This is a genomic window from Reyranella sp. (assembly GCF_965227665.1).
Classification (GTDB): domain Bacteria; phylum Pseudomonadota; class Alphaproteobacteria; order Reyranellales; family Reyranellaceae; genus Reyranella.
Genome location: NZ_OZ245767.1, coordinates 5,066,907 through 5,078,341, shown reverse-complemented (window position 1 = coordinate 5,078,341; position 11,435 = coordinate 5,066,907). Strand labels below are relative to the sequence as shown.

The following is an 11,435-nucleotide window of genomic DNA, read 5'->3' as shown; positions in this document are numbered from 1 at the left end:
CCGCTAGAATCGGCTATCCGCGGGGTGGTGCTGCGGGCCGGTTCGGATCCACCGTCGGCGGCCGGATCGTCACCGATGCCCCCTGGACCAGCCGCAGCTGACCGTCGACCACCACCTGCTCGCCGTTTTCAACGCCCTTGCCGATCACGGCCCGGCCGTCCTGCGTGCGCTTCACGACGACCTGTCGGAGTTCGGCCACGCCGTCCTTGATGACGAACACGAACGGTCCCTGCGATCCGAGCTGGACCGCGCTCGCGGGAACCGAGATCGCATTGGACTCGATGCCGAGCACGATCTCCACCTTGACGAACTGCCCCGGCCACAACAGCTCGTTGGCATTGCCGATGCGCGCCTTGGCCGTCACCGTGCCGGTATTCGGGTCGACGGTGTTCTCGATGAAGGCCATCTCGCCGGACTGCTTCTTGGTGTCGTCGATGATGGCCGTGACCGTGACCGGACCCTTGGCCATCGCGGCGCGCAGATCCGGCAGGATGATCTGCGGGATGGCGAAGCTGACGTAGATCGGGTCGATCTGGTTGATCGTGGCCAGCGTGCTGGTGGCCGAGTTGTCGCCCGTGCGCACGACGGCCCCCGCCTTGTTCGCGATCGAGCCGATGCGGCCCGAGACCGGCGCGCGGATTTCGGTGAAGGTGAGCAGGGTCTGGACGCTGGCCTTGGCGGCCTCGTCGGCCTCGAGCTGCGCTTCGGCGGCCTTCAGACTGGTGCCTGCATTGTCGCGCTGCACCACGGTGCCGGCATTTTTCGACAGGAGTTCCTCGTTGCGCTGCAGGTCTCGCCGGGCCTGCATGACCTGTGCCTGGTCCTTGCGGATCTGAGCTTCGATCTGGCCAAGCTGTGCCTTGAGGCTGCGCGCATCGAGTTCGAAGAGGATATCGCCCTCCTTCACGAGAGCGCCCTCCTCGACATTCACCTTCATGATCTGGCTGTCCATGCGGGGCTTGATCTGGACGGAGGCAATCGACTGCACCGTGCCGACCGCGTCCACCACGACGGGCATGGCCTCGCGCGTCACCGGCATGACCACGACCGGCACCGCTCCGCCCGGATTGAGGCGGCCGCGGCGTCCCTGCGGCTGCGCGCCCGCAGCGGGGCTCGCCTGGGCTTCAGCCGTCTTGGCCGCCGTTCCCATGCCGATATGAGGCCCAACCTCCCGGATCACATCATCGCGGTAGATGTAGGCCGCTCCACCGATCGCAACGATCGAAGCGAAGACCGCCGCACGGACGAATCCCATTCCCAAGACTCCAGTCCCCAAGCCCCGGCAGGATTATAGCCCCCCCACCGCCCGGCGATAGCCGGAAACAACCATTCCGACCGGATCCCAGAAGCAAAAAACCCGCCACAAGCGGGCGGGTTTTTCGTCAATTTCAGGCGTCGGCCGATCAGCGGCTGTAATATTCGACGACCAGCGAGGGCTCCATCTGCACCGGGTACGGCACGTCGGCGAGCTTCGGACCGCGCACGTAGGTGCCCTTCATGTCCTTGTGATCGACGGTCACGTATTCCGGCACGTCGCGCTCGGCGGTCTGCGTCGCCTCGAGAACCCGCTCCATCTGGCTGGCCTTCGAGGTCAGCTCGATGACGTCGTTGTCCTTCACCTGGTACGAGGCGATGTTCACGCGGCGGCCGTTCACCTTGACGTGACCGTGGCTGACCAGCTGGCGCGAGGCGAAAACGGTGATGGCGAACTTCATGCGGTAGATCACCGCGTCCAGCCGGCGCTCGAGCAGCTCGACCAAGTTCTCGCCGGTGTCCCCCTTGCGGCGGACGGCTTCGGCGTAATAGCGGCGGAGCTGACGCTCGCTGACCGAGCCGTAGTAGCCCTTCAGGCGCTGCTTCGCCATGAGCTGGAGGCGGTAGTCGGTCGGCTTGGTGCGACCCTGGCCATGCTGGCCGGGACCGTATTCACGCTTGTTGAGCGGGCTCTTGGGACGGCCCCACAGGTTGACCCTGAGGCGGCGGTCGATCTTGTACTTCGAATTTGCGCGCTTGCTCACGCTGCACTCCGTCATTGTGCGCCCCGCTTCGCGGGTACGCGGTGTTGTCCGGATAGGCCTCAATCCGACATATCTGTCGGGGCGGGAGGAGAGCCCGAACGGCTCTCAACCACGTTCTCCGGAAGAAGCGCGGAACATACCGGCCGTTTCGGACCAGTCAAGCAGCCGTTAACCCTTATGGATCAACGGCTTAGATCTCGACAAGCACCACTTCGTGGGTCACGGCGGCCGATTTCTTCACCATGGCGGTGGCCGAACAGTACTTTTCGTCCGAAAGGCTGACCGCGCGTTCGACCAGCGCCTTGTTCAGATTCCGGCCGCGGACCGTGTAGACCAGCTTCACCGAAGTGTAGACCTTGGGATGGTCGTCGGCCCGCTCCGCGACCAGCGAGACCTCGACCCCCTCGATGTCCTGGCGCTGCTTCTTCAGCATCGAGACCACGTCGATGGCGGTGCAGCCGCCCATCCCCATCAGCAGGACCTCCATCGGCCGGGAGGCGAGATTGCGGCCGCCGATGTCGGGCGCCCCGTCCATGGTGATCGTGTGGCCGCTCCCGCCCTCGGCGACCATCAGCATTCCGTCGACCCAGGTGATCCTGGCGGTGGTGGACATGGCTATTCCTCGTGCTGTTTCTTGGACAGGAACTTGATGACGCCGTGGAAGGTCCGCGCCTCCTGCTCGGTCATCTCGGCGCGCTGCAGCAGCGCCCGGAGATTGAGCACCATGGATGGCCGCATCTCCTTGTTCCGCAGGAACCCCGACTGGTCGAGCGCGCGCTCGAGATGGTCGAACAGGCTCTGCAATTCCTCCTTGGTCGCCGGTCGGGCGGCATGGTCGGCCAGCCGCACCGGCGGCGTCGTGTCTCCGGCAGTCGTCCATTCGTAGGCGACCAGCAGCACGGCCTGCGCCATGTTCAGCGACGAGAATTGCGGATTGAGCGGAATCGAGAGCGCGGTATCGGCATGCACCATGTCGTCGTTCTCGAGACCGGTCCGCTCGGGCCCGAACAGGATGCCGACCCGTTCCCCCTGCCCGATCCAGTCCCGCATCTCGGTCGCGGCCTGGCGCGGCGTCACGATGCGCTGGACCAGTTCGCGGTTGCGGGCCGTGGTGGCGACCACCCGTTCGAGATCGGCGACCGCCTCGCCCACGCTGTCGAACACCTCGGCCTTCTCCAGCACGATGTCGGCGCCCGAGGCGGCACGCTGCGCCCGCTCATTGGGCCAGCCGTCGCGCGGCGCGACCAGCCTGAGCGTCGACAAGCCGCAATTCAGCATGGCGCGTGCCGCCATGCCGATATTTTCGCCGAGTTGCGGGCGCACGAGGACGACCGCCGGCGTGGCGGCGTCGACGTCGCGGCCCTTCGATGCGCGTCCCATGCCGCCCTAATAGCGTGGTCAGCGCCCGGCGATAAGGGGCGGGCGGCGCATGAAGAAGAGGAGCGGGATGAGCACCAGCGAGCAGATCATCATGACCCGGAAGTCGTTCAGGTAGCCGATCAGCGCGGCCTGGCGGGTGATCTCGCCGTCCCAGAGCGCAAGCTGCGTCGGGTCGAGGCTGACCCCGGTGGGATTCATCGGCCAGCCGGGATGATAGGGCGTGAACTTCTCGACCATGTCGGCGCGGTTCTGCTGGGTGTTGCTGGCCAGCATCGAGACCAGCACGGCGATGCCGATGCTGGCGCCCAGGTTGCGCAGCAGCGCGTTGACCGCCGCCCCTTCGGTGCGCAGCCGCTGCGGCAGGGTGGCGAAGGTGAGGACGGTGAGCGGCGGGAAGACGAGCCCGAGCCCGAAACCCAGCAGGATGCCGTTCCAGATGATGCGGCTCTCGCTGACGTTGAGATTGAACAGCGTCATGTCGTACAGCGAGAGCGCCGCCAGGGCGAAGCCGATGCCGATCAGCAGACGTGCATCCATGCGGCCGATCAGCCGCGACACCATCATCATCGACACCATCATGCCGGCGCCGCGTGGTGCCAGCACCACGCCGGTGGTGAACACGGGATAGCCCATGAGCTGCTGCAGGAAGGGCGGCATAAGGGTCGCCGTCACGATCAGCACGAGGCCCGCCAATGCCGTGAAGCAGAGGCCGACCGTGAGGTTGCGGTCGCGGAACAGCTCGCGCGAGAGGAACGGCTGGCGATCGGTCATCATGTGGATCACGAACATGGCGAAGGCCACGGCCGCCACCAGCGTCTCACCGATGATCTCGACCGAGTCGAACCAGTCCAGCATGTGCCCGCGATCGAGCATGAGCTGGAACGAACCGATGGCGACCGCGAGCAGGGTGAAGCCCAGCAGGTCGAAGCGGCGCGGCGCCCCGTGCACGTTGTCGCGCACCAGAGCCAGGATGCCGACCGCGCACAGGATGCCGACCGGCAGGTTGACGTAGAACACCCAGCGCCAGGAGAATTCGTCGGTCAGCCAGCCACCCAGCGACGGGCCGGCGATGGGGCCGAGCATCGTGCCGACGCCCCACATGGCCATCGCCTTGCCCTGCTCCTCACGCGGATAGGTGTCCATCATGATGGCCTGCGACACCGGCACCAGCGCCGCGCCGAACCCGCCCTGCAGGGCGCGGAACAGGACGAGCTGGTCGAGCGTCTGGGCGGCGCCGCACAGCATCGACACGATGGTGAAGCCGATCACGCAGGTCGCCAGCGTCCGGCGCAGGCCGAAGCGCATGGCGCAGAAGCCGGCCAGCGGCGTCAGGATGGCGGAGGCCACGATATAGGAGGTGACGACCCAGGAGACCTGCTCCTGCGTCGCCGACAGCGACCCCTGGATCGACGGCAGCGCCACGTTGGCGATCGTCCCGTCGAGCGCGTGCATGATGGTCGCGGCCATCACGGTGAAGGTGATCAGGCGGCGGCGGCGCAGGACCGCCGGGTCGACGACCGGCGCCATTGGCTAGGGCTTCGGAGAAGCGGACGCGCTCGAGAGGCCGAGCGACCGTGACCAGCCGGCCCACAGGCTGGCGAGGGAGCGCGTGTGGCCGGTCTCGACCGCGACAGTCGTGCTCATGCCGACCCGGAGCGGCGGATCGCCCTCGCGGCAGGCGACGGACAGACGCACGGGAATTCGCTGGACCACCTTCACCCAGTTGCCGGTGGCGTTCTGCGGCGGCAGCACGGCGAACTCCGCGCCGGTCGACTGCGAGATGCTCGACACCGTGCCCCAGCATTCGGACTCCGGATAGGTGTCGACATGGATCAGCACCTTCTGGCCTGCCCGCACGCGCGTGAGTTCGGTCTCCTTGAAGTTGGCCTCGATCCACAGATCGCTGTCGGCCACCACCACCATCACCGGCACGCCGGCGGTGGCATAGCTGCCCGGCACCGGGCGCTTGCTGACGATACCGTCGATCGGCGATTCGATGGTGGTGCGGCGCAGCTGCAACAGCGCCTCCTCGCGCATCGCCATCATCTGGCGCACGCGCGGATGGTCGTCAGCGCGGATCTTGGGATCGCCGGCCAGCGCCGCTTCGATCCTCTGCAGATCCTCCTGCGCCGCCGAGATGCGCTGGCGCGCGATCTCGAGGCCCATGCGGGCCTCCTCGAGCTTGGCGGTGGAAGCGACCTTCTTCTCGGCCAGTTCCGACTGCCGGTCGAACTCGGCCTGGGCGAAAGTCTGCTGGCTGAGCGCCGCCTTGATCTCCTCGCGCTTGGTCCGCCACTGGGCGCGCAGGCCGCGGATCTCGGCGCGCACCGTCTCGGTCTCGGCTTCGATGCGGGTGAGCGCATGCCGGTAGGACTGGTCGTCCAGCCGGAACAGGAGCTGGCCGCGCGAGACCTTCTCGTTCTCGTGGACCGGCACGTCGACGATGAGACCCGAAAGCTGGGTCGCGATCTGGGCACGGTCGCCTTTCACATAGGCATTGTCGGTGGTGACTGTGCCGCCCGAGGAGAGCCAGATCAGCAGCGTGGCCACCAGCACGATTGCGGGTAGCGACCACATGAAGGCCCGCGCGAGCGTGCGAACGCCCAGTCGCGGACGGCGCAGGGCAGCCGCCGCGATGGGCGGTGTCTGAGTATCCAGATGCTCTCCGTCTCGCACGCTCACATGGTCTGCCCCGCCCTACCGGAGGTCAACCGGCAGGTGTGGCATGGCAGCTAGGCAGGTTGAGCCGGGCGGGCGCCGTCGCGGAAGAGCTTGTAAGTGAGGGCGTCGTAGAGCGCGTTGTAGGAGGCGTCGACGATGTTGGGCGACACACCGATCGTGCTCCAGCGCCGTCCCTTCGCATCTGCACTCTCGATCATGACGCGCGTCGTCGCCGCCGTGCCTCCGGCCGAATCGAGGATGCGGACCTTGAAGTCGACCAGCCGCATGTCCTCGAGCTCGGGGTAGACCGGAACGAGCGCCTTTCGCAGCGCAGCATCGAGCGCGTTCACGGGGCCGTTGCCCTCGCCCACTTCCATCGCGCGGCGGCCGGCGACGTCGAGCTTCACCGTGGCCTCCGACATGGCCACGGTCTGGCCGCGCGCATTGACGCGACGCTCGACCAGGACACGGAAGCTGTGCAGCGCGAAATAGTCTGGCAGCGTGTGCAGTTCGTGCCGCGCCAGCAGTTCGAAGCTCGCATCCGCGCCGTCATAGGCATAGCCCTCGGACTCCCGGTCCTTCACGATCTCGAGCAGGCGCGCGACGCCGGGATGCTTGGGGTCGACCTCGAGGCCGATCTGGCGGAAGCGGGCCATGATGTTGGAGCGGCCGGCCTGGTCGCTGACGACGATGATGCGCTGGTTGCCGACGACTTCCGGGTCGACATGCTCGTAGGTCCTGGGGTCCTTCTCGACGGCGGACACATGCAGCCCGCCTTTATGGGCGAAGGCGCGCGTGCCGACATAGGCCGCGCTGCGGTTGGTCGGCATGTTCAACCGGTCATCGAGCAGGCGCGACAGGTGCGTGAGCCGCTGCAGCGCCCCCTCCTTCAACCCGGTGTCGAAGCCCATCTTCAGCACGAGGTTGGGGATCAGCGCGATCATGTTGGCGTTGCCGCAGCGTTCGCCCAGCCCGTTGATCGTGCCCTGGACCTGGCGCACGCCGGCGCGCACCGCAGCCAGCGAATTGGCCACGGCATTCTCGGTGTCGTTGTGCGTGTGGATGCCCAGCCGGTCGCCCGGGATCTTCTTCACGACCTCGCCCACGATGCGCTCGATCTCGTGCGGCAGGGTTCCGCCGTTGGTGTCGCAGAGCACCATCCAGCGCGCCCCCGCCTTCTCGGCGGCGGCGAGGCAGGCCATCGCATAGTCGGGATTGGCCTTGTAGCCGTCGAAGAAATGCTCGGCATCGAACATCGTCTCGTCCATGCGGGTCTTCGCATAGGCGAGCGAGTCGGAGATCATTTCGAGATATTCGGTCCGGTCGACCTCGAGCGCCACGTCGACATGGAAGTCCCAGGTCTTGCCCACCATGCAGACGTTGCGCGCCTTGGTCTGCAGGATCGCGGCGAGGCCGGGATCGTTGGCGGCGCTGCGGCCGGCCCGGCGGGTCATGCCGAAGGCCACGAACTTGGCGTTCTGGAACTCCGGCGGATCGGCGAAGAACCGGTCGTCGGTCGGATTGGCCCCCGGCCAGCCGCCTTCAATATAGTCGATGCCCAACCGGTCGAGCTCGCGCGCGATCGCGGCCTTGTCGGCCACGGTGAAATCGACGCCTTGCGTCTGGGCCCCGTCTCGCAGGGTGGTATCGAAGAGATAGACTCGGTTGGATGACGTCATGACTCGGCCTTTTCGAAGGGCCGGGACCATACGCCTAACCAGGCCGGCGCGACACCTGTCAAAGGACGGGGTAGATTCCTGGAAATCAGCCTATGCCGCAATGATCCCCGCGGTCAGAAGACGATCGAAGCTGGAAGGAAAAGCCTTATGACCACCGCCACCACCATCACCGAACTGCGCACGACGCTCCTGCAGGTGCCGTGGCGGTCGTCGCCGCCGGCGGCCGGCATCCTGGCGCCGGGGCCGCGCGAGATCTTCGTGCTGGAGATCGAGACGCAGGGCGGGCTGATCGGCCTGAGCTACCTGATGCCGCTGCATGGCGGGCTGCACACGCTGGACGCCTGCATGAAGGAACTGGTCGCGCCCTACGTGATCGGCCGCGACGCCACCGAGATCGAAGGCATCTGGCAGACCCTCTACAAGAACAATTTCTGGCTGGGCCGCATGGGCATCACCCTGGCCGCCCAGAGCGCCGTCGACATGGCGCTGTGGGACATCGTGGGCAAGCGCGCCGGCCTGCCGCTGTTCCGCCTGTGGGGCGCCGCGCGTACCAAGATCCCGGCCTACGGCTCGGGCTGTTTCCGCGGCCTCGGCCGCGACGGCATGATCAGCCGCGCGAAGGAGTTCACCGCGCAGGGGCTCACGGCCATCAAGATGCAGGTGGCGCACATCCGGCCGTGGCGCGAGGACGTCGCGAACGTGAAGGCGATGCGCGAGGCGATGGGCGACGGCATCGAGATCATGATCGACGTCAACATGGGCTGGGACGCCGACACCGCCATCCAGGCCGGCCACCGCATCGACGAGTTCGATCCCTACTGGCTGGAGGAGCCGGTCGTCGCCGAGGACTTCGCCGGCTATCGCCGAATCGCCGCGGCGCTGAAGACCCGCGTGGTCGGCGGCGAAAGTCACTTCATGCGGAACGACCTGCGCCCGTTCTTCGAGCATCCCGGCACGCCGATCCTGCAGCCCGACCCGATGCGCGGCGGCTACTCGGAGCTGCGCAAGATCGCGTCGATGGCCGAGCCCTACGGCATCCGCCTGGCGCCGCACCTCTTCCACGAGCAGATGGTCCACGTGCTGGCCTCGATCCCCAATGCCAGCTACCTCGAATACATGGACTGGAACGACGATCTCTGGATCGAGCCGGTCCTGCCCGCCCAAGACGGCACCATGTCGCCGCCGGAGCGGCCCGGTCACGGGCTGGCCTTCCGTCCGGAGGTCCTGACGGACCATCGCATCGGTGGGCAGCGCCTCAAGGGCTGATCCGGGTGCGGCGACGGACACCGGAACACTCGCCGATCAGCCGATGACGCGAAGTGTGCTGCACGCGATAGGGAGAGCCCCGCTTGCAGCAACGCTGGCCGAAACGAGGATGCCGGACAAACATGACGACGTCCTCTGGAAAGCCGGTTGATACCCATGCAGATGACGTATCGTCCAAACCATTGTTGCGCATCGATTATTGCCCGATCACTGCTACCCCATGGGACGTTCCTGTCCCCTCAGCCCGGGCGATCGGAGTCACCATGAAATCAGTTGTCATCGCGGCTTTCCTCATCGGCATGACGGGATCGGCCGTTCATGCTCAAGATGCCCCCATCGAATTCCGCATGGCCGCTTCCGACGCGAATCTGGCGGGCTGCCGCGGTCTCGACGCCCAGCTTTCGCGCGTCCACTCGGTCACCCTCCAGGGAGACAAGGCCCTGCTCAAGCTGGCAGGCGGCATCAGCGAGACGCTGAAGCAGACAAGCCCCGGCCTCTACACGAGTGTGTTCACCCTCTCGGGCGTGCGCCTCGACGTCGTTGCCGATGCCTCCAAATCGCCGAGGACGCTGGTCGTCACCGAAAAGAACCGCGGCTGCCGCTGGGATGCCACCACGAAGTAGCTCCACCTCGGGAGAAGCCGAACCGGAGCCGGCGCCGAGGCCCGTCCTCGACTTGATCGGGAGAGGTACAACACCTATTTGAGTGCCTCGATAGCCGAAACGGATGTGCCTGCAATGGATTTCAACCTGACCGCAATGCCCGCTCGCCTTGCCATCAGGGGACTCCATTTTCATGCCTTCCATCACGCTTTCCGGTGTCACCGCGACCACACCTGACGGTCGCGCCCTCTTCTCGAATCTGGATCTGAGCTTCGACGGCGGCCGCACCGGCCTGGTCGGCCGCAACGGTGTCGGCAAGACGACGCTGTTCGAGATCATCGCCGGCAGGCTGCCGCCGCAGGCGGGAACGGTGTCGAAGACCGGCACGCTCGGTGTCCTGCGGCAGACCGTGCAGGTCGCTCCCGCCGCGACGGTGGCCGACCTGATGGGCGTCACGAGCGCGCTCGACGTGCTGCGCCGCGCCGAGGAAGGCCGGGCCACCGCCGACGAGCTGGCTTCGGCCGACTGGGCCCTCGAAGCGCGTATCGCATCGGCCCTACGTCGTATCGGGCTCGACGCCGAACCGTCGACGTTGCTGTCGGCGCTTTCCGGCGGGCAGCGCACGCGCGCCGCCCTGTGCGCGCTGATCCTGGCCGAACCGGATTTCATGCTGCTGGACGAGCCCACCAACAACCTCGATCGCGAGGGGCGCGCGTCCGTGATCGAGCTGCTGGTGACCTGGCGGGCGAGCGCGATCGTCGTCAGCCACGACCGCGAGCTGCTGGAGACGATGGATGCCATCGTCGAGATGACGTCGCTGGGCGTCACGCGCTATGGCGGCAACTGGACTCACTATCGCGAGCGCAAGGCGCTGGCGCTCGCCGCCGCGCGGCACGACCTCGACGACGCCGAACGCCGGGTGGCCGAGGTTTCGCGAACCGCCCAGGCAACAGTCGAGCGCAAGGCCCGCAAAGACGGTGCCGGTCAGCGCAAGCGCGCAAAGGGCGACATGCCCCGCATCCTGGCCGGAGCCCGACAGAACCGCGCCGAGGCCACGTCGGGCGACAATGCACGCCTCTCCGAACGGCGGCGGACCCAGGCCCTCGAGGATGCCAAGGCCGCGCGGCAGCGCATCGAGATCCTGCAGCCCCTGTCGATGGCCGTGCCGTCGACCGGCCTGCCGGCCGGCCGGACCGTGCTGCACCTCGATGCCGTCAGCGCGGGCTACCGAACGGACCGCGCAATCATCGACGGGCTGTCCTTCACTCTCACGGGCCCGGAGCGCGTGGCGATCACCGGACCGAATGGCTCGGGCAAGACCACGCTGCTTGCGCTCATCGCCGGCACGCTCGAACCGCGGTCGGGCAGCGTCCAGGTGAACACCGACTTCGCGATGCTCGACCAGGAGGTCAGCCTGCTCGATCCGTCGCTGTCGATCCGCGACAACTTCCTCAGCCTCAATCCAGGCGCCGACGAGAATGCCTGCCGCGCCGCCCTCGCCCGCTTCATGTTCCGCGCCGATGCCGCGCTGCAGATGGTGTCGACACTGAGCGGCGGACAGACGCTGCGCGCGGGGCTCGCCTGCGTGCTGGGCGGCACCAGGCCGCCACCGCTCCTCATCCTCGACGAGCCGACCAACCATCTCGACATCGACTCGATCGAAGCCGTCGAGGCCGGCCTGCGTGCTTATGACGGCGCGTTGCTGATGGTGAGCCATGATGAGCCCTTCCTCGCCGCGATCGGGATCACGCGTCGCCTCGCGTTGCCGGTCCAGAGAGAAACCTGACGACACTGCCCCCTCACACCCAATGGCATGGATGTTGCTGCCC

The 11,435-nt window shown here is 66.9% G+C and carries 10 protein-coding genes; 3 read left to right on the top strand and 7 right to left on the bottom strand.

From position 1 onward, the window contains the following. Positions 1 to 13: 13 nt before the first annotated feature. The 7 genes from ACO07I_RS24515 to cimA all read right to left on the bottom strand — a co-directional run bounded on the left by ACO07I_RS24515 (position 14) and on the right by cimA (position 7,738). Entirely contained in the window at positions 14 to 1,255 is a 1,242-nt protein-coding gene (locus ACO07I_RS24515; protein ID WP_422012066.1) for an efflux RND transporter periplasmic adaptor subunit, read from the bottom strand. A 148-nt stretch (positions 1,256 to 1,403) separates the two neighbouring features. Further along, positions 1,404 to 2,018 carry a 30S ribosomal protein S4 gene (gene rpsD, locus ACO07I_RS24510; RefSeq protein WP_296332703.1) on the bottom strand — a complete coding sequence of 205 codons (615 nt, stop codon included), beginning with the start codon at positions 2,016 to 2,018 and terminating at the stop codon, positions 1,404 to 1,406. A 190-nt stretch (positions 2,019 to 2,208) separates the two neighbouring features. Next, the gene (locus tag ACO07I_RS24505; RefSeq protein WP_422012063.1) at positions 2,209 to 2,631 is read right to left on the bottom strand and encodes an OsmC family protein; all 423 of its coding nucleotides are present in this window, start codon (positions 2,629 to 2,631) and stop codon (positions 2,209 to 2,211) included. 2 nt (positions 2,632 to 2,633) lie between these two features. Next, the gene (locus ACO07I_RS24500) at positions 2,634 to 3,398 is read right to left on the bottom strand and encodes an RNA methyltransferase (protein ID WP_422012061.1); all 765 of its coding nucleotides are present in this window, start codon (positions 3,396 to 3,398) and stop codon (positions 2,634 to 2,636) included. Between the two features lie 18 nt (positions 3,399 to 3,416). Beyond that, positions 3,417 to 4,925 (bottom strand): DHA2 family efflux MFS transporter permease subunit, encoded by a 1,509-nt coding sequence (locus tag ACO07I_RS24495; RefSeq protein WP_422012059.1) that lies wholly within the window; start codon positions 4,923 to 4,925, stop codon positions 3,417 to 3,419. Positions 4,926 to 4,928: 3 nt separating this feature from the next. Continuing rightward, complete coding sequence (locus ACO07I_RS24490) at positions 4,929 to 6,080, bottom strand: HlyD family secretion protein (protein WP_422012057.1); 1,152 nt, start codon at positions 6,078 to 6,080, stop codon at positions 4,929 to 4,931. Positions 6,081 to 6,130: 50 nt separating this feature from the next. Further along, a complete protein-coding gene (cimA, locus tag ACO07I_RS24485; RefSeq protein ID WP_422012055.1) occupies positions 6,131 to 7,738 on the bottom strand; it encodes a citramalate synthase in 1,608 nt (535 codons plus the stop codon). A 147-nt stretch (positions 7,739 to 7,885) separates the two neighbouring features. Here cimA and ACO07I_RS24480 point away from each other — a divergent pair, with 147 nt between their 5' ends. The 3 genes from ACO07I_RS24480 to ACO07I_RS24470 all read left to right on the top strand — a co-directional run bounded on the left by ACO07I_RS24480 (position 7,886) and on the right by ACO07I_RS24470 (position 11,392). Next, the gene (locus tag ACO07I_RS24480) at positions 7,886 to 9,004 is read left to right on the top strand and encodes a mandelate racemase/muconate lactonizing enzyme family protein (protein ID WP_422012053.1); all 1,119 of its coding nucleotides are present in this window, start codon (positions 7,886 to 7,888) and stop codon (positions 9,002 to 9,004) included. A gap of 122 nt (positions 9,005 to 9,126) precedes the next feature. Then, entirely contained in the window at positions 9,127 to 9,627 is a 501-nt protein-coding gene (locus ACO07I_RS24475; RefSeq protein ID WP_422012051.1) for a hypothetical protein, read from the top strand. 172 nt (positions 9,628 to 9,799) lie between these two features. Further along, positions 9,800 to 11,392 (top strand): ABC-F family ATP-binding cassette domain-containing protein, encoded by a 1,593-nt coding sequence (locus ACO07I_RS24470; RefSeq protein ID WP_422012049.1) that lies wholly within the window; start codon positions 9,800 to 9,802, stop codon positions 11,390 to 11,392. Positions 11,393 to 11,435: the final 43 nt, after the last annotated feature.

Coding starts and splice junctions, on each gene's coding strand:
- ACO07I_RS24515 (WP_422012066.1), bottom strand. CDS start 1,255: ATGGGATTCGTCCGTGCGGCGGTCTTCGCTTCGATCGTTGCGATCGGT.
- ACO07I_RS24505 (WP_422012063.1), bottom strand. CDS start 2,631: ATGTCCACCACCGCCAGGATCACCTGGGTCGACGGAATGCTGATGGTC.
- ACO07I_RS24500 (WP_422012061.1), bottom strand. CDS start 3,398: ATGGGACGCGCATCGAAGGGCCGCGACGTCGACGCCGCCACGCCGGCG.
- ACO07I_RS24495 (WP_422012059.1), bottom strand. CDS start 4,925: ATGGCGCCGGTCGTCGACCCGGCGGTCCTGCGCCGCCGCCGCCTGATC.
- cimA (WP_422012055.1), bottom strand. CDS start 7,738: ATGACGTCATCCAACCGAGTCTATCTCTTCGATACCACCCTGCGAGAC.
- ACO07I_RS24480 (WP_422012053.1), top strand. CDS start 7,886: ATGACCACCGCCACCACCATCACCGAACTGCGCACGACGCTCCTGCAG.
- ACO07I_RS24475 (WP_422012051.1), top strand. CDS start 9,127: ATGACGACGTCCTCTGGAAAGCCGGTTGATACCCATGCAGATGACGTA.
- ACO07I_RS24470 (WP_422012049.1), top strand. CDS start 9,800: ATGCCTTCCATCACGCTTTCCGGTGTCACCGCGACCACACCTGACGGT.